This is a genomic window from Pedobacter borealis DSM 19626 (assembly GCF_000708285.2).
Taxonomy (GTDB): Bacteria; Bacteroidota; Bacteroidia; order Sphingobacteriales; family Sphingobacteriaceae; genus Pedobacter; species Pedobacter borealis.
In genome coordinates, this window is record NZ_JAUG01000005.1 from 51,112 (window position 1) to 69,592 (window position 18,481).

Genomic DNA, 18,481 nt, shown 5'->3' on the forward strand with positions numbered 1-18,481 from the left:
TTAGTTTGTTAAAAAATTTGATCAACTAGTCAAGACTTAATCATCAATTCTACTTCTGTCCGCTATCGATATCCAGGATTGCAACTTATCCATTTCTGAAAAAATTGGAGCAAGCGTTTTAATAAATCTCTCCTGGATTTCCGAACTGTCACAAGTACAATAAAATCTTTCGGTCTCTGAGTCGAACTCAATTTGTTTATGTAATTCAGGATCTAATTTTTCAAGAATCTGAATTACATGGCCTTCCCAACAATAACCATTTCCCTCGTATCCATTGGCTTTAAAGAGGTGATAGTAACTAGGGTAAAGGTCACTACTTTCTAAATTAGCAACTATCGAATTGCCCGTCTTCTTGGTCAGGAAAGGGTAACATTCTGTCATTTTTTGATGAGTTTTAGAATACTATTCAAATTTTGGATAGTTCACTAAATCGTAGTGGCCAGTCTGCATTCGATAAACAATGCTCTTCGGGTTCATCACCATCCCGATTTCTGCATTGCGATTTTCACCAATCAATTCACTTACACGTGTAAATTCTGGGTCATTAATTCTCCAAATGACCCATTTTTTTGAAATGATAATTGGGGAACCTCCTTCTGACCGACCAAAGTCGTAGGTATCTCTAAAAATGACATTAATGTCACCTACCTCCTTAATATTGCCTGCTTTAGTCCAATATCCAAATTGTATTCCAAGTTTAATCAAGCAGTGTGCATAAAAATCTATATCATCTTTGATGATTTCGGTCAAATCGGGAGTTTGATTTTCTTCATATGTTTTTTTGTAAACCCTGATTACATTACTATCTAATTGCCTCTCGTCGTCAGCAACATATTGAAAGAATTTCTTTTTATTTTCACTCACTTTAGCAAAAAAAATATCTCCGTGTTTTATGATTGTTCGAGCCATGTGCTAAACTACTTATTTTAAGGTTTTACGCCAAACAATTCCCACCTAGAAGGAGAAATTGAGTTAATCTTGTTGTATAAGTTGCCTAAACCTTGCTGATTGATCACCGTCTGTTCGATAACCCGGGCTTGATTTCTCGTCAGATTTTCCGCTCCATCAACAACCCTCCAAGTCAATAGCTCCTTTCCGCCGCCTTTACTGACATGTTCCGCCCATCTCAATACTGGATTCCTGTTCGTAATTCCGACGTATTTTATAACACCCACAGCATCCACTCCTTCATAAACCTTATAGGCGCGTTTCGCCCATTTTGCCCCTGTAACGTAGTTTCCCGCAATCGGAATAGCTGATGCAAAAGCCCATGCAGCGTTTTTGCCATCTCCTTCGATCGAGTAGTATAATCCGTTGACAATATCGAAGCCTTCCCCAATTACAGGCAACATACCGCCTGTCTCTAGTGCATCGTGGACAGTACCCATTGGCGGCAAGTATCCCAATTCGCCGGCTCGGAAATGGGCATTATCCATCGCTTTGTTGTATGCGAAATCATAGTAGCCATTACCTAATGGTGATTTAGAACCCAACGATGAGTATACGTCTTCACCCCATTTCCAGAAGTTGGGTTTATGGTCAACAACTTCAATTTCTGGAAGCAAGAGTCCCCAACCGAGAAAAAGTCTATCCACAAAATATGCTGTTTTTCCAGCTTGCTCGGCTGCTATATCAACCATTTGTTGAGAGGTAAGGCCTTCTGTTTCTCCACTTGCACCATCACTACTAATACTTGAGCCGCTACCTTTCGACGCTCCAACACTGAAATAATCCCCGTGTTTCTTGAAATTACTAGGCCCCGAAGCACTTGAGTACAGATCAGCTGAGTTTTCAATGCTTTGCCCAGCATAGGCAAATGAAGCTAAAGATGGATTAAACATCTCTCCGTTTGGATCTACCATACTCTCAGGGGCATTACCCATCGCTGCATACGGTGAGTATAAATCCTGCCCACCCATAGAGCCAAATGGATCAACGCCAAGGAACCTGCCTATTTGGGGATCATACTGCCGAGCATGGAAATCCATCCAGTTAAGGCCTATATCCTTGATGTATTCGTTACTTTGATATTTGTGTCGTTGACGTTTGGTATTATTATCTGCGGCACTACTTAGCCCAGCCATTGGCAAACCGAAAGGATAATAATGCATTTCTTCCAGTTGTCTCCCTTTCTGGAGTTTTATTACCAGTTGGTCAAAGTTGACGTTGGCACACTCATAACAGTTTATGCCACGGCTTTGATTGCTAAGGTAAACCGCGAGATAACCATTGGCAGGTATCGTCAGAGCGCTATTTGTTCCGATCTGTTCCCAACTTCCGTTGCTATTGACCTGAAAGGCATTGCTAAAGCTTCGATCAATCTGCATATTTTCATCAAAGAGCACATAGTTCAGATAGGCTTTTGGACGGGTTGGGTCTGTGGCGCTATTGATAATATTGTCATATTGATCTAAATAGTTCTCAGGAGTAAACAGCTGCGGTACCATGTCGGGATTGTGCCCTTCACTACCTTCAAAACCACCAACACCGCCTGTGAGGGTACCGACAATACTTACCAACATCTGATCACTAACGACGGGATTGTCGTCCTCTTGGTCATAACTATCGTAAAACGAGTTTACGTTCATTTCCACCTGATCCCCTGCCATTACATGCATTAGAAGGGACGTGCCAATACGCTGGTCTTCACCGTTCAATCTGCCCGCTTTTAGATCACCAGGATCGGTACTTGCAGGTTTGTCATCTCTAATTTCGTTGAGCTGTTCAAACAACAAACCTTCCAAATTGGCACTTGCCAATTCGTAAGTAGCGAGATACTGTAAAAGAGGTTTTTGAGTAATATCTATTGTAGATCTTACATTTCCCAGGTGATCTTTTACAAAATACTCTTCCTTAAAGGCATCGGTTGCGACATCGCGGACTGTGCGTCCATTGGCATTTAAAATATATTGTAGAACATTATTTTCATAAATATAGGAGCCTACATAGTCGATTTGCTTATTTGGCTTCCCTGGCTCCAAGACCAATTCTTGCACCTTTTTGCCAGATACATCATAGCTGTATTCTATACTTTTACCATTTGCAAAAGAAATCACCTGTGGCTTGTCAAAATGGGTATAAACTACACTGGTAATTCCTTTGTTGGCATCCTTTGTCAGGTTCCCGTTAAGGTCATATTCGTAATCTTTAGCGGCGCCATTAGTATTTACAAAATCGCCGAGTTGATAGTCAGTTGCAGAATCAACAACCTTGGTTAATCGGTTGCTCAGTTCATTTTCTTCGTAGCTGTAGCGCAAATTATCAATGGTCTGTACCCCTGCAGTCGGTGACACGCCCCGCTGATCCATGGAGAGTAGGTTGCCATTTTTATCATAGTGGATATTACTTACGGTATAATCCAGATCAGTTTTGTTCCAGCCTGTTGTACCATTGGTGCGGTACTCGGCGTTCTTTAACCGACCTGCCATATCATAATCGTAGCCATAGGCATGGCTATTACCACTGCCACGCCATATTGTACCCGATATTTTGCCATTGTATTGCGGTTGGGTAAAACCGCAATCGTATTTTATTGATTCTCCAAAAGTTCTGCTTTCAAAGCCCTTGTAACCGGTCTCGGCATACACAGCATTAATGCCCGTTAACTGCCCACGGATATTATAGGACAAGTCCTGCACCTCCCCGTAACTACCAAGGGTTTTGCGCTTGACTCTTCCTAAAGCGTCATAGAGATATTTAACGCTTACTGACCACGGGTTATCATTTATTTTATGGCTGGTCTGAAGCAATGCTCCTGTTCCGACCTGGTATTCATTTTTGGTAAACTCCTTGTACACAGAATATGAAGCAAACAGATTTTGAAAAATGCTTTTACTTATAAGAGGCCTGTTAAGGAAATCGTATTGCGTCCCTGAGAAAAGATAATGAACGAGACCGGCCTGGTCAGACCAATCAACTTTCAAGCTCCTGATCAACCTGCCTTTATCATCATAATAATTATGATTCCAGGTCCAATCACCGGTTGATATTTGCACAGCACCCGGGGACCGAAAAATTTTGCTTTTGCTACCTGTCAGTAGTCCTTGAGTCCGTAAACTTCGTACTGGTATCTCGGCTGCCGGTGTGTTTTCAAGTTCGGTAAACTGTAATTGATTATTATAAGTAGTATAGTTTGTATTGTTCGGGTCAGTATCCTCATAGTTATCATAAAAGTGGTAACTCACAAGTTGATGTCCGGCGATAGCATTGTCCCCCGGTATCACACCTTCTTTATCAAAACCCATATAATGCCTAATATCACTATTTGAAAAAGAGGTGCCTGGGGGATAATCAAATGTTGCTTGCCAGTCATATGGAAGGTCAATGTTGGAATATTGAGCAGTAGCAATAACCCTGTCTAACTTGTCATAATAAGTTAGCTGATACTGATTGGCCTGCTTATCCTTTGGAGTCTGCAGCATGACAATCCTATCTTTATTGTCATATACGTAATGCGTAAATCCGCTTTCTCCTGGAAATTGAACGGCCTTTAAACGACCCGTGTTGTCATATTGATGCTGGAAGCATAGGTTATTCAATACCGTGGCACTCACTACCCACCCATTTTGTTGGATCAGTTGTACGGCGCGCGGCGGCAAAGTGTATCGTAGTTGACCCAATTCATCGTAGACATAATAGGTGCTTAGATAAGTTGTAATATTTTGCGGGACACCGCCGCCTATCGCGTAGCTAGAATCGGCGACCATTTTAAGCACAATCCTTCCATCTTTATCTTTAAATGCTTTTGTTGATAACGCACCGAAACTGTTAACAGCATTTGCATTCGGAGCGGATATTATTTGCCCAAATAGTTCTCCCGCTGCATAAGTTCCAGTGGATACTGGATTGCCAGAAGCGTCAATATCCCACATCCTTACCTCCCCAGCAACGTTACTTATCCCGGTTGTTACTGAGCCCCGATTTTGGCCTACCTGGCTTTTACCCGCTCCATAATTTATGTTGCGGGTTCCTGATGCGTCTGATATAGTGGTAGACTTCGAATACGAAGTATAACCTTCGTCTGGATAGACGCCATTATAATAGCTCTTTTGTGCCTCGAAACTATTCGGTTGCAGTCCAAAATACTCACTGGCATAAGGCAGGAAGCTATATTGATCATTCTGAAACCTGGTGTCTGCTATCTGAACCAGATGCTTATATGTACTGTTTTCCAACGATACATTGCTTTGTACAGACTGGATCGTACGGTTAAATCCATCTACGTATGTGTAGCTCTGCTTAAGATTCTGTGAACCAATCGAATTGATCGCAGACGCGTCCGAAATTGGAACCATCGGAGTACTGCTTTTTATATAATTGACTCCGAGCGTTGTAATAGGAGCAGGTGGTACTTGAATTGTCGTAACGCTTCCCTGAGGAAACGTTTGATTGAGCTGAGGCACATTCTGGCCCCATATCTTTGATGCAGATACTACAACAAAAAGCAGCAGACTTAAATATTTTGTGTACATATTTTTTTGTTTTCGGAATTAAGAATTTAGTTGCTGAAGAATTCAGTTTTGGAAAGTATATGTCCTTCCTGATCCCTACTGAGGACAGGTCGGCCAAGTTTATCATATTCCAGGTAAATTATCCTTCCTGCTGCATCTGTCGTAGATGTCGCTCCACATAGAGGTTTGTAGGTCCAGGATTGCATCATAGCATCTGCAGGAAACAACCTGATCTCGTCCACGAAAATCTGGCTGTTTGAGGTAAAGCTCATAGTGCCATTATTGGTAGGCGTAAATTTACCCTGGTAAAATGTCCATCCATTCGTTGCATATAGAGCTGCAAAGGTTACGGTCGCGCCCGCACCGGAAAAGTTGGGTATACCGTTTTTAGACCAAAAACTGACGATATACACTTTATTCGGTGTAAGACCTGACACTGAAATGTTTACACCATTTGGAGTGAGGCTATAAGCAAATTGCCCGCTAATGGCGCTTGCAGCCAAACCGCTGTTCTGATAGGTGAATCGACCATCGGTGATAAAGGTTCCTGCAGGATAAGTTGCACCAGTTGAAAGTATTTCAAAACTGGTATAAGCAATCTCGTTGTAACGTGCATTACTAACATCGGCCAGTTTATCACCGGTAACAGTATCCCAGAGCATAGCTTTATAACTATTCAAATCGCGAAGCTTGGTTTCTAAAGGATTACCTTTTTGATCAAACAGGATCACTTCCGTTGTCTTTTTGAATAGGGGAATAGCAGCACCACTATAAGCAGAAATAATTTTGTTATATCGGGCGGAAGCCGGGGATGTAGTCAAAATGCCTGTATAGGTAGGATATTCTATAGGTGCCCCATTGTTTAAGGTATACAGCTTTTTTGACCGCAAGATACCATTGGAAAATTCCAGGCCATTAATTGAGGCATCTAAAAGACGTTTGTATTCCGGCCTATTAAGGCCTGATGTTCCTAAACTCCACCGTTCCGTACTTATTACCTTTTCAATTCCATTATTTTTCATGTCATACAATGGACCAGAACCACTTCCTTCTACAACATCATAGTTGTATACATATTCGGTAAGGATATATTCTCCTTTACTGTTTCTAGTTTTGATCCATTTTTGCCTGTCCCTACTATCATAACCATATGACACCTTATCCGAAATTACTGGACTGCCATCAGGAAATTTCTCTGTTAGTGTTTCTTGGAGAAACACCTTCCCTGTATATGGCAAGAAGGTATCAGTAGCAACAATAACATCCAAAAAGGGATTTATGCTTTGACCTGTGCGGGCGCGCATCGTCTTTACGTTCGGTTCTAATAAAGCAGAAGAGCTCATGTCAACAGTGCTAGAATACGTATTGGCAGTGCGGGTAACCAACTGGTTGAACTGGTCGTACTGTGTTGTTTTTAAGGGTAGGCCAACAAGCCAGTCTTTGATGTATTGCTTGTCTGTAAAAGGCTCCTGAAGATAATCTCTTGAACCGCTTTTCAAATAACAAGTGTCTGTACCGGTAATTATATTTGTAAACACGTACTCTGTACGTCCTATTAAATTTCCTGATTGATCCCGGCTCTCCACCTTCACCTCGGAGTATCCGTGATTTGAGCCATTGATTAGTTGGCGAGGACTTATGCTATATCCTCCAACCGTGTAAGCTGTTTTATCAAGATTACCAGTACTGGAGGAACCGCCAACATCGCTTAAGTAATGAAAATACCCACCGGTCAGAAAGCGCTGTCCGCCGCTATAGATGAAATTCTGTATCCTGGAATTGCCAGGGTGGAATTTGTCGGTTTCGGTTATCGACTTTATTCGAAGGCCATCATTATCGTTTACACCAAGAAAGAAAGCTGGATCTTCTGGGGAAACAGACCTGGTATTCTGCAGTCCTGAATGTAATTCATAAGCAAAGCTTACACTTCCTCCTAATGCATTTTTTACCTTAACGAGATTAGCCGCAGCCATTGTATTGACATCGGTTGTCACCTCTCTATTAACACCAAAGCTAGCGCCAGCAAAGGTATGCTGAGGTACTGAATAACCGTCCTCAACACCTTGCGCCGCTCCATTGTTATAACCAAAGCGATCCATGCCTCCGCTCATTCGGGAAGGAAGTTTATTTGAAGAATATTCGAAAGAATAATAAGGCTCTGTAACAGTACCATCACAACTTTTGATTTCAATACCTGTTAAAATCATTCGTAGTTTGGTGTCATTGTTAAAATCGCAAATCGGGGTATAGGGCACAATAACAGCGGGATTTGGATTGTGACTGGCAACATGGTATGCCTTAGAAAGGGTGAAACGGGTACAATTCTCCGAACCCGAGCTTATGACAACCTCTTTTAAAGCCGTTGCACAAACAGGCTGGCCGATTCCAGGAGAAGCGGTGTCATACACGAATGATGCGGTAACTCCATTTGGATATCGGATGGCTTTTAATTGCACCAGATCGCCTGTAACTTGGTCTGCTTTTACCCATGAACTAGGGATATAAATAATTGCACCGTCTGTTAAGCGCTCTTGCCATTGAGCCTTTCGGTAAAGTGTGGTTTTCGGAGTTAATGTCTCATCATATTCATAGGTAATCTGATTGCCCTCGGCAAAAATGATCTTTTCTATCACCCAGCGTGAAACATAGCTGTAACTAAGCAATGTATTATTGGTAGCTGCATTGTTCTGAACGCGTCCCTGATTAAAATCGCCGGGGCGAAAAAAATATTGGTTACCAGATTCATCGGTAATCTTGAAATTCAATTCTCCGGTCAATAATTTTTCTATCTTTACATGTCTGTTGGGATGTGTAAAAACATATCCATCTTTGCCGATTTTGAAAGTAAAGTTTAACCCTCCGACGGAAACAATAAAGTCGTCATTTTCACCGTCAGGATGGATATTGCCGGGAATATAAGCCATATTATAAAGCCCCCATCTCCCCACAGAGGTCATGACAGTTCCGTTTGGTGAAGCAGGTAACTGATGCACTTGACTTAATTCATCGGGCAGGTCGCGCATTACCCTACTAATTCCTCCCCCAGCGTTAATATTCCAATGTAGGCCTGCTTTTCCGGCAATTTCATCAACCTTCACACCTTTGGTATTGTAACTAAATGAAACCCCAAAACTACCATGGTTGTTGCTGAACTGGTAAATAGGGATATTTATATTGGCGCTACCATCGAACAGGTTGGGGCTATAAATATTGCCAATGCTACTGTTCTTTCCTGTAATAGACGGAACAAACTTAGCATCCGCTGTTGGAGCGCCGGGCTGGGCGTTTCCGTTTGGGCCACACAAAATAAAAGCAGCACCAAGTAATCGAAGAAAGTGTTTCATAGAATATAAAGAAGAATTGTTTTGGGTTGTTGAAGGATTAAGCAAAGATCAAGTATGTCTACGCCAACACTTGGCGTCCCATATTTTTATATTATTAATTTTCATTTTGACCATCCGAAACGAATCATAAACGGTGTTCTTAAATTGTTTTGCTGCCACAGGAAATTATAACCTGCTAGAAAAGTACCGCCCCACTTGCTGTTGATCCGGTACCGTTTCATAATACCCGCATAGGTGGACTGCTGCCCGCCGCCGAAAGCGGCTTTCAGGGTATTATCACTTTGCTGTGGTTGCGGATTATTAGGATCGGCATGCTCCTCCAGGTAAGAACGGTTTAAAGGACGGAATATCTGTTCATAACCGGCGTGTATACTGAAGCCATATAACATAATCCAATCGGCATAAGCGCGTGCGCTGATGCCTTCATAGGTCAGCTTAATGTTTTGCCAGTTCTGCCCCAGGCCTATACTGGTTGCTAAACCAACACCATAACTGAGTTTGGGTGTATGTTTAAATGCTACCGATGCTCCCAGTTCCAGCATAGCCGGACGCAGGCCATCAGGCGTAGCCCTCATGGTCTGGAAATTATACTGTGTTTCGAGCCTTTGCCAGAATGGTTTTCCACGTTCGGGGTTTTTAGTGAATGCCGGTGCCTCGATATGTTTTAATTTAACTTTCGCTGCTTTTGCTTCTGCAAGGGTTTGTTTGGCTTCGTTTGCAGCATTCTTTGCTTCTTTTACTTTATCGGTTACACCATTCAGCTTTTCGCTGAACTGCTGCACCTGCTCGCCCATACTTTGTTGTACCGCCTGCAGGTTATTGCCAAATTTATCCTGTAACATTTTACCCATCTGGCTTTTGGTCTGGTACCCCATGCTTTGCAGATCTGCAGCTGTAGCATTATTGCCGAGTCCGCCAAAGGCATTTTTATTGGTGTTGAGATAATTGTCAAAGCCTTCTACGCCCTGCAAATATTCCATTGCTTTTTCTTCCGCTTCATCCGGATCGTCCGCCAGTTCGCGCCAGGCTTTCATTTTTTCCTGGGCATAGTAAACGTTCTTTTGTATGTTTTGCAGACCGGCAATATTTTTACCGCCCGCTAATTGCTCCAGGGCTTTGCTGCGTTGTTGGATCAGGTCTTTGACCTGTTGTTCTGCATTCAGTTTGGATTGGAGCTCCGAAATCTTTGATGTATAATCACCACCCGGCAATTCTTTGCCGGCAAGACCGGCTACCGAATTCAGTTTACCGGCTTGCTTTTGTATAAATTGCTGAATGCCATTCAAACTATCGATGGTAGCATTCCGTCTTCCTGTCCTTTGATTCAGTACCGCAGTATCCTTCGATAAGCTGGTTATAGAATCATAGGTCAGTGGCATATCCAGGTACTGCTTGTAAAGCGCTGAATCTTTGGCTGCCAACTGCTTCATCATACGCGCTTCCTGTTTTTTCAGGCGGCGCAATAATTTCTGTTGTATACGCTGGGAACGTTTCAGATATTTGTCCAAAGCCGAAGTTCTGTTGTCCAGGTAATTCTGTGCTGTGATTTCTGGATTATTTTCCTGACCATGAGTGTTATCAATGGCAATAAACTGTATGATAAACAGATTCATCAAGAAAAATATTATTTTCACTAGAGAGTTTTAAAATTGTAGCCCAAGGGCTGGGAATGGATGAACAACAAGCGGGGACTATTCTAGTAGGGCCAGGTACGAACAATTATACTCTCCGTTTTAATGCAGGCAGTTGCATCTGTTCCGCACAGTGTTTCACAGAATCAAAATCTTTAGGTTTACCCGAGGTGCCACCATCACCTGTTGTGGTAATAGCAAAGCCTATCAATAATAAAAGAAGTAAAAAAAATGCACAGATACCTAGAAAAAATGCCTTCATGTTTGTCTGTAAGACCGCCACTAACTTTTAGTGGCGGTAATTAGAAAAGATTTTTGTTCTAATGGTTGGTGTTCAGGGGCGGCATCTTTTCAGCGACAAAGATTGGTCAGAAATTTTCCGCCTGCAAGGGTGAAACCCCGGTAATTCAGTAGGGGAAATTTCCCCTGACTTTATTTTATTCAACCATTATCCCGCAAAGATTATATCAAAATTTGTATCCTGTATACAGTTAAAAACCTGAAAATTACACACATTGCATTTTGCTATTTGTTGCGGTCATAATGCCAATTTTAATCGGTTGATTTAATTTAACTTTGCTTACCGAAGTGGGCATCTTGCCATATTTCATGGGCATTCTGCCCACTAAAAATCTTCAACTTTAACAAAATTTTATTATTATGAATGATGGCAGTACTCCTATAATCAACAATATCGGAAGGAAAATAGAGCGGCTTAGAAAACTAAGGGACATGAGCCAGGATACTTTAGCAAAGGAGCTAGGGATTTCCAGGCAATCGGTACAAAGGATAGAACACAGTGAAGAAATTGATGAAGAAAAGCTGTCCCAGATTGCAGCAGTCCTCGGGGTAACTTCCGATGCAATTAAGAACTTTAATGAGGAGGCAATGTTCAATAACATTGTCAATGACCATGGTACTGTATTCAATTACATCTCAACATATCAGTTGAACCCCATCGATAAAATCGTGGAGCTGTATGATCAACTATTAAAGAGTGAGCGTGAAAAAGTAGAAATCCTAAAAAGTCTGCTTGATAAAAAATGAGTTTTTAGCAGATGCACAGCTTCAGGTTAGCTGTTAAAAGGCAAATGGATTTGATACAGAATTCCGTGGAACAGCGGTAGGTGATTCATTGGGTAAACTAAATTATAATGCATGGAATCAAAAAAAACTTCTACAATTTTTGAACACCGGGAATATTTTTACGCGGTGAAAAGCATATTAGCTTCAGAGATCATACTCGAGATGTATAGTACAACCTATGTACTCGTAAAAGATAAAGACGGTGAATGGGTAAACCATCAGAACAACCGTTATCAGTTAGGGAAAGGATTGTTAGCGTCAACAATTGCCGCTATAGGGGCATGATCTAATTCACCCGTTGCCCTTGAAATATTAAGATGCCCATCCCAAATTGATTTGACTAGATGCAGTCTATCCTATTTGTTGAGCCATTTATCAAGCCCTCCACGCAAAGTAGGCTCCTTGTCAAATTCATCCCGGGTCTTCTCCAGACAGGCCGAAGCATAGTATAAATAGTATGTTTCAAATTCCTTGAAATCCTTAAACCTATTGGTTTTCTCTTGTACTATTCCGAATATCCAATTTGATACATCATCAGTTGCTGAAACCATCCGTTTGGATATTTCATTTGTGATCAACAGGAAACGCATTGATTGTTTTAGGCTGAATGTGACCTCTCCATTTCGAAACTGTTTCAGCAGGCCATCGATATCATCTTCTTTCCAGGTTTTTAATATGATTTCTTTATCATCAAGGGATACTTGTTTCGTAAGGGCCTTTAGCCATAACTGAATGGTAAAATACCCATACTCCCAGCTGTCCATTCCTTTCTTGAAATACATTCGTACTGCACCCATATTGAGTTTTGTTTTGTAGTGACCTTTGATTCTCTAAAATAAAATACGATAAAATTTAGATGACTTCAAAACTTCAGAACTAACTAATGGATTGTTATCAGGTATGATTCGAATAGACGGTGAAGTAGGTAGCCCAATACTTTGCTTTAACTGCGTCCTGCTCAACAAGGGCCAGATACGCCATTTTTTTTGCAAAGACAAAGATTATTACCCTTTCACAAATGGACAGCGTCTCTTATTTAAGCAATCGCTGTATTTAAAAGTGCTACGGGTTCTTCGCGAACAAAGATTTAGGGAATGCCCTGATTTTTATAAGCCCCAATAATTTGGACATTTTTATTAAAGATTTGCGGTTTTGATCGCGCTTTTTCCCCATTCTGCATCAAATATATTGCTAAAAATAAATATAACTTATTTTTTAGTTGCATTTTAATATTTCCAAATGTATATTTGGCCATACAACAACGTAATATCTTATAAACGTGAAATTTTAAATTAACTATCGAACACTACCTATTATGAAAAAATTTTTCTCTCTGCTGTGTTTAGCGCTTATCGCTATAACAGTATTTGTCATCTCTTGTAAAAAGGATTCCAATAACCAAAAAAGTGACCAGGAAACTTTAGCTATAGACAAAGCAAAATCTTGGTACAACCAGAGTATTCTAAAAAACGGTTCCACAAAGTCAAATACATCGCCGCTCTGGGAAGAAGCTGAGGTCCAAAAATCCAAATTCGGGGAAGATGTGGTTATTGTTCCGGCTAGCAGTGGGAATAACACAGACAATCCGCAGGTTGGTATGTTAACGTCCTTTTTGTTTACTGGAAATTCAACGGGAATAAAAACGGGCAACATTGTCAAGATACTTGGAGATGCTCAAGCCATCAAGAACCAAGGGCAACAGCTTATTTTAAAATACAAAAATCAAACTGTTCCCGATCTTAAGTTGGGGGCTATTTTTGTATATGATATACATAACAGATATCTGATTGGAGCATCAATAAAAGACGGTAATTTAAATTCCAACGTAGGTTCACAGTTTGTTAGTTCGTCAGCATTCAACCAATATGATGGTGACAATATCGCGAATAAGAAACTGTCTAGCAGTAAGTTCGGGCAAGGTTTACCTTCTACATTTAGCACACAGGGAGAAGCCGATGGCGAAAACTGCACCAATTGGTATTGGACAACATGGGATGCCAATACAGGTCAGGTACTTAGCGAGACATTCGTAGGCAAGACCTGTGAATCTTCAAACTCTGGAAGTTCAACCACTACAGCTGCATCGACTAATGCACCTCCGCCATGTTATGAATCTTATCATTATGTAACCAAAGTAACGGCAGAAATAGGACAGATAGGAGATATAAAATACGAGGGCGGATGGCAGGTTGCTGCTCTTAAAAATCTCCATACAAGATTGGTAGACGTGCCAGTAGCAAATGTTCCTCCGCGTCCTCCTGTTACCCTTGCATTCGGCACCCTGTACTTTGGATTACCTGTATTAAAGGCGAATGGAAACAATATTACCTATGAAATAGCGCAGAGTATCACCTCGCTTGCGGTTGAAAATGCTGAGAAAGCAGCAAAGCAAGCATTCAAAGATAACTATATGGTAGATGCGATCAACGTAATTTATATGAACACACTTAAAGCTGGAATGGAAGCGGCTGGAGGTCGTGTTAGCGACAATCCAGGTTTGAATATTGTGGTTCCAACTACAGATATAGTAACTGCAACTTACCCTTCAATATTTGGCATGGGCTGGGGGTGTTTCTAATGATGATTTTTAACCTTATAATGATAACGATAATGTTTACAGGTGATACTTCAGCCAAGCAGATTAGCTTTTCAGCTAAAGGGTTAAATCTGTTACATATGGGATCAAAGGCTTCGACCGATATAGAATCTGACCTGATTGACATTGATACATCAACTACAGAAGGCTTTATGGAATATCTATCGATAATGGATTCGCCCGCGCATGAAGGTTATGAGTATAAAAAATTGATATCAAAAGACTATGTCTTCAAAGGGATGGAAAAGGTTCCTTTCGATCTGCTTCTGGCGATAAGTCCAAAAGATGGAGTTAAAGCGATAAAGATTAATTTCAAAACCTCTAATCATCAGTCGATCAAAGATATACTGACAAACGTTTATGGGAAACATAATACGGAGGTTTCAACAGAATATTCCACAGAAATAAATGATGTATCCTATCAGTCTCTCTATTGGTCATACTCAGACTTTGAAATACGGTTTTCTGGTTCAGAGGTCAATATTTTTTACCCTCTGCCCAAAGAGCACATTGAGAAATTGCTTCGGCAGCCAATAGATTAAGATAAAATTTGAGGGTACCTAATGGATATCAGAAGATTGAAATGCGATTTTAAGATTTTTATTGTTTTATTTCTGATTTTTATTGTCGCATGCAAATCTGGAATCAAAAAAATGCCCGTCGGTGTACAAAAAACCCTTGTTACAGCGGCCGAAAACCGCGAAGAGCTTGAAAAGGTAATTTCTCATTATTCAGGGGAATCCGATTCATTAAAGTTAAAAGCCGCATATTTTCTAATTGAAAATATGCGGTATCATTTTACTTATAAAGGTAAATCGTTAGAGTCTTTTAATACTATTTTTGACAGGATCGAGCAAAGAGAAAAACAGACCCCATTTGTAGGTAACATACATTTTCCATTAATAGATTCATGGGCAGATTCAATAATGAGAATAAACGGCATTCCGCATCCCGGGACTCTAAAGAAGGAATTCGACCATAGGATTATTTCTGCAGAAGTTCTAATTGAAAATATCGATTGTGCATTTGCAGCTTGGGAATTTCCATGGGCAAGGCACCTTACTTTTCAAGAGTTTTGTGAATATATACTGCCCTATCGTTTTCAGGATGAACCAGTAGAATCATGGAGGTCGGTCTATATGGAAAAATTTAAATGGCTGATAGATTCCATGGGCAACAGCCGCGATCCGGTTAAAGCTTGCTCCATCATAAATAACGATATCAAGAAATGGTTCAGATTTAATGAAGGATTCAAGGTTTATCCTAGCGCAATTGGCCCTTTAAATCTATTAAGGGCGAAGATGGGCAGATGTTTGGATCAGGCAGGTATTGCCAATTTTGCAATGAGGGCAATGGGCATCCCAGTTGCACATGAAGTTATCCCACAGTGGGGAGACAGAAGTATGGGGCATGATTTCAGTGCTGTGCTGGATACGAACGGAAAATTTATAGATTTTTTAGGTGGAGAGCTTTCCCCTGGAAAAAATGAAATCAGAAATAAAGCATCCAAGATTTTTGAGCAGCATTTTTCTGTTCAAAACCAATCCCTGCTTCAATTTGATGATGGCCTTTCCACGGTTTTGGGACGACCGTTCGGATCTGATGCGACATCCTTATTTTGCGTTACTACCGATTTATCTATTCCCAAAGTTAAGAAATACCCCGCCAGCAATGTGTTTCTGGCTGTATTTGACGACACCAGATGGGTGCCTGTTTTCGGGGCAAAAGAGAATAAGGACAAATACCTCTTCGAAAAGATGGGAAGAGAAATTGTTTATCTGCCCTGTTCGATAGTTGATAATTCTCTGTCACCCTTGTCCGATCCGGTCTATATCGATAAATCAGGAAAAATCCATTTTATAACGCTTAATCAAACCACACAGACAGTCCGGTTGGAGAGAAAATATCCACTGACCAAAATAAAACAGTGGTGGATGACTTTGATGGGAAAAGGAAGGTTTGAAGGGGCGAATAGATCAGATTTTAGTGATCGTGAAACTATTTTCATTATTCCAGATACTATTGCTCTTAAGTATCATATATCCAAAGTGGATAAGTCAAAAGACTACAGGTATGTCAGGTATCTATTCCCAGATAGTTGTTTTGGTTCTCTTGGCGAAATTTCATTTTTCTGCAATCAATCGGCAGTGCCTATAAAAGGATCACCAATAAAGTCTGCGAAGGTAAATAATGAAGATCTAGTCATAGCATTTGATGGAAAATGGGATAAGTTTATACATACGCCGTTAAAAGATGATTATGACAGAGAATGGATCGGATTGGCTTTTGACCAGAGCAAATACATTACACATGTTGGCTACAGTCCGCGTAATGATGGGAACAATATCGAAAAGGGCATGGAGTATGAACTGTATTACTGGGATGGCAAATGGGTTACGCTGGGCAAGCAACGGGCAATAACCGATTACCTAATGGTTAAAAAAGTTCCGGGCAATGCTTTGTTGTTGCTTAGAAACCTGACAGCCGGTAAGGAAGAAAGGATTTTTCTCTATGAAAATGGCAAACAGATCTGGTTCTAGATTTCTGGCGTTAGTTCTTTCACTTGTATTCCTAACGCATCTGTTTGTCCTGGAAAGATACCGGAACAGGTTTTTAGAGTACGATAATCATTATCTGGTGTTTTCCAGTCTTCTATTCTTCGTATGTCTAGTGGTATGGAAATATTCAAATTTTAGTTCCGACACCAATTTGAATATTGATCTACCATCGGCAATTGGGATTTCATTGGTGATCCTTATTACATTCCAGGTCAGCATCTCTCAAAACCCGGATATGCGATATCTTTTCTTTTCATGCCTGCTTCTATTCCTGTTTTTTGTGTTTAAAAATTCTGCTGACAGCCTTAGGACTTTATCTTGGTCTTTTGTTCTTCTGACTTTATTGACTGCTATAGTTCATATCTGCAACCTGCAGCTGTTTTCAGGGGTGTTCTTCTTGAAAAATGGATCAGCTATTAACACCGGTGAAAACGCCAATTATTTTGCATCGGTAATCCCTTTTATTTTTTCGCTCTTGCTTGAAAAGAAAGACAAACTATATTCAAAGATATTTTTTGTGCTGACAATGGCAACTTTTGTTTTATGTACCTATGTACTGTTTACCTGCCATGCACGTACAGCTACTATCGCAACTATTTTAGGGATAGGTATTGTCTTATCCAGGATCGACGCGTTTCGAACGATAGCGGTCCAAAAAGCTAGCACAATTGGCCGCAAGCTGCTGTTGATTTCAATAATAACCGTTATCTGTTGGTTGTCCGGCAGGGCCCTATATAACCGAAACCCGGATTCAGTAGATGGGCGTTTCTTTATCTATGAAGTTAGCTGGCAGATGATAAAGTCGAAGCCAATTTTTGGCCATGGCCCGGAGAGTTTTAGAACCAATTATAATATTTACCAGAGCAACTATATAAAGGCACATAATATATCTTTATCAAAAAAGCAGTTAGCGAATGATAATTACTTCGCCTTTAACGAATTCATCACTGTATTTGTTGAGCTTGGTGCAATAGGGCTGATCATTGTTGGTTTAATTATTTTTAGTTTTTTTCGTACTCGAAAGTCTATTGCCAATGATCAATACTATCATGTTCATATTGGTGCATTAGGAGGACTTGTTTCGATCTTAACTTGCGCATTATTTTCTTATCCCTTTCATACCCTTTCCGTAATGATCAATGTTGTGTTCTTCGGTGCGATAGTATCGGGTAATAGCAAATCAATGTTTTTCATTAATCCAGGAAAGGCTGCTTCAATTTTTCTGTATAGTGCAGGGCTTTGCCTGCTTTTTGTATTTTCTATAAAAGAATATAGAAGGGTTATCGCGTTGGACAGCTGGGAAAATGGTGCACACATAGCTGTAGTGGCCGATATGGACCATGCAGATCCGTTTTATAAGAAGGCTCGGGAGGAGCTGCTTAACAAAAGTGATTTTTTATACAACTACGGAGCAGAGTTATATAGGGCTGGGGATTATGAGCAGAGCCTTTCTTTGCTAAAAAGGGCGAGTTTGTTCATGAGCACTACAGATCTATATATCTATCTTGGAAATAATTATAAAGTGATAAATGATTTTAAGAACGCAGAATCATGCTACCAGACAGCTGAATTTATGCATCCTGCTAAATTCTCTCCGAAGTTTCAGCTTTTGCTCTTGTACCAAGATTTTGGTTTTAAAAATAAAGCTTTGTCTATGGCAAAGAAAATAGCGGACTATCCGGTAAAAATTCCCTCTATCACAATAGATAGCTATAAGTCATACTCAAGGGAATTCCTAAATATAAATAGGGTCAATTAAAATATCACGTCTGTTTGACATCTGGTGTAAGGGCACCATGCGGGTATAAATTCTCAA

The 18,481-nt window shown here is 40.5% G+C and carries 14 protein-coding genes; 6 read left to right on the forward strand and 8 right to left on the reverse strand.

Annotation, left to right across the window (positions count from 1 at the left end; translation table 11 throughout):
• Positions 1–36: 36 nt before the first annotated feature.
• The 6 genes from AW17_RS25325 to AW17_RS24030 form a co-directional block, all read right to left on the reverse strand.
• Positions 37–381, reverse strand: coding sequence for an Imm51 family immunity protein (locus AW17_RS25325; RefSeq protein WP_029274578.1), 345 nt, complete (start codon positions 379–381; stop codon positions 37–39).
• 21 nt (positions 382–402) lie between these two features.
• A complete protein-coding gene (locus tag AW17_RS02785) occupies positions 403–909 on the reverse strand; it encodes a hypothetical protein (protein ID WP_029274579.1) in 507 nt (168 codons plus the stop codon).
• Between the two features lie 17 nt (positions 910–926).
• The gene (locus AW17_RS02790) at positions 927–5,471 is read right to left on the reverse strand and encodes an RHS repeat-associated core domain-containing protein (RefSeq protein WP_029274580.1); all 4,545 of its coding nucleotides are present in this window, start codon (positions 5,469–5,471) and stop codon (positions 927–929) included.
• A 26-nt stretch (positions 5,472–5,497) separates the two neighbouring features.
• Positions 5,498–8,794: a hypothetical protein gene (locus AW17_RS02795; protein WP_029274581.1), complete on the reverse strand. Its 3,297-nt coding sequence runs from the start codon at positions 8,792–8,794 to the stop codon at positions 5,498–5,500.
• A 101-nt stretch (positions 8,795–8,895) separates the two neighbouring features.
• Positions 8,896–10,428, reverse strand: a complete 1,533-nt coding sequence (locus AW17_RS02800; RefSeq protein ID WP_157280191.1) for a hypothetical protein — start codon at positions 10,426–10,428, stop codon at positions 8,896–8,898.
• Positions 10,429–10,513: 85 nt separating this feature from the next.
• Positions 10,514–10,687 carry a hypothetical protein gene (locus tag AW17_RS24030; protein ID WP_157280192.1) on the reverse strand — a complete coding sequence of 58 codons (174 nt, stop codon included), beginning with the start codon at positions 10,685–10,687 and terminating at the stop codon, positions 10,514–10,516.
• Between the two features lie 398 nt (positions 10,688–11,085).
• Here AW17_RS24030 and AW17_RS02805 point away from each other — a divergent pair, with 398 nt between their 5' ends.
• Together AW17_RS02805 and AW17_RS02810 are read left to right on the forward strand one after the other, a co-directional pair.
• On the forward strand, positions 11,086–11,472 hold the full coding sequence (locus AW17_RS02805) for a helix-turn-helix domain-containing protein (RefSeq protein ID WP_029274584.1): 387 nt from the start codon (positions 11,086–11,088) through the stop codon (positions 11,470–11,472).
• 111 nt (positions 11,473–11,583) lie between these two features.
• The gene (locus AW17_RS02810) at positions 11,584–11,796 is read left to right on the forward strand and encodes a hypothetical protein (protein WP_029274585.1); all 213 of its coding nucleotides are present in this window, start codon (positions 11,584–11,586) and stop codon (positions 11,794–11,796) included.
• 71 nt (positions 11,797–11,867) lie between these two features.
• Here AW17_RS02810 and AW17_RS02815 read toward each other — a convergent pair whose 3' ends face one another.
• On the reverse strand, positions 11,868–12,308 hold the full coding sequence (locus AW17_RS02815) for a hypothetical protein (protein WP_029274586.1): 441 nt from the start codon (positions 12,306–12,308) through the stop codon (positions 11,868–11,870).
• Positions 12,309–12,598: 290 nt separating this feature from the next.
• Positions 12,599–12,766, reverse strand: a complete 168-nt coding sequence (locus AW17_RS24035; protein ID WP_157280193.1) for a hypothetical protein — start codon at positions 12,764–12,766, stop codon at positions 12,599–12,601.
• Positions 12,767–12,826: 60 nt separating this feature from the next.
• On the opposite strand from AW17_RS24035, the gene AW17_RS02820 reads away from it, so the two are divergent.
• The 4 genes from AW17_RS02820 to AW17_RS02835 all read left to right on the forward strand — a co-directional run bounded on the left by AW17_RS02820 (position 12,827) and on the right by AW17_RS02835 (position 18,424).
• Positions 12,827–14,089 (forward strand): hypothetical protein, encoded by a 1,263-nt coding sequence (locus AW17_RS02820; protein ID WP_029274587.1) that lies wholly within the window; start codon positions 12,827–12,829, stop codon positions 14,087–14,089.
• A 32-nt stretch (positions 14,090–14,121) separates the two neighbouring features.
• A complete protein-coding gene (locus AW17_RS02825; RefSeq protein ID WP_157280194.1) occupies positions 14,122–14,649 on the forward strand; it encodes a hypothetical protein in 528 nt (175 codons plus the stop codon).
• 111 nt (positions 14,650–14,760) lie between these two features.
• The gene (locus AW17_RS02830) at positions 14,761–16,647 is read left to right on the forward strand and encodes a transglutaminase domain-containing protein (protein ID WP_157280195.1); all 1,887 of its coding nucleotides are present in this window, start codon (positions 14,761–14,763) and stop codon (positions 16,645–16,647) included.
• A gap of 169 nt (positions 16,648–16,816) precedes the next feature.
• Positions 16,817–18,424 (forward strand): O-antigen ligase family protein, encoded by a 1,608-nt coding sequence (locus AW17_RS02835; RefSeq protein ID WP_167343638.1) that lies wholly within the window; start codon positions 16,817–16,819, stop codon positions 18,422–18,424.
• Positions 18,425–18,481: the final 57 nt, after the last annotated feature.

Bases quoted from the DNA above. Each gene is read 5' to 3' on its own strand.
- AW17_RS02795 (WP_029274581.1), bottom strand. From the start codon at position 8,794: ATGAAACACTTTCTTCGATTACTTGGTGCTGCTTTTATTTTGTGTGGC.
- AW17_RS02830 (WP_157280195.1), top strand. From the start codon at position 14,761: ATGCCCGTCGGTGTACAAAAAACCCTTGTTACAGCGGCCGAAAACCGC.
- AW17_RS02810 (WP_029274585.1), top strand. From the start codon at position 11,584: ATGGAATCAAAAAAAACTTCTACAATTTTTGAACACCGGGAATATTTT.
- AW17_RS24030 (WP_157280192.1), bottom strand. From the start codon at position 10,687: ATGAAGGCATTTTTTCTAGGTATCTGTGCATTTTTTTTACTTCTTTTA.
- AW17_RS25325 (WP_029274578.1), bottom strand. From the start codon at position 381: ATGACAGAATGTTACCCTTTCCTGACCAAGAAGACGGGCAATTCGATA.
- AW17_RS02805 (WP_029274584.1), top strand. From the start codon at position 11,086: ATGAATGATGGCAGTACTCCTATAATCAACAATATCGGAAGGAAAATA.
- AW17_RS02790 (WP_029274580.1), bottom strand. From the start codon at position 5,471: ATGTACACAAAATATTTAAGTCTGCTGCTTTTTGTTGTAGTATCTGCA.
- AW17_RS02785 (WP_029274579.1), bottom strand. From the start codon at position 909: ATGGCTCGAACAATCATAAAACACGGAGATATTTTTTTTGCTAAAGTG.
- AW17_RS24035 (WP_157280193.1), bottom strand. From the start codon at position 12,766: ATGGCCAAATATACATTTGGAAATATTAAAATGCAACTAAAAAATAAG.
- AW17_RS02825 (WP_157280194.1), top strand. From the start codon at position 14,122: ATGTTTACAGGTGATACTTCAGCCAAGCAGATTAGCTTTTCAGCTAAA.
- AW17_RS02815 (WP_029274586.1), bottom strand. From the start codon at position 12,308: ATGGGTGCAGTACGAATGTATTTCAAGAAAGGAATGGACAGCTGGGAG.
- AW17_RS02820 (WP_029274587.1), top strand. From the start codon at position 12,827: ATGAAAAAATTTTTCTCTCTGCTGTGTTTAGCGCTTATCGCTATAACA.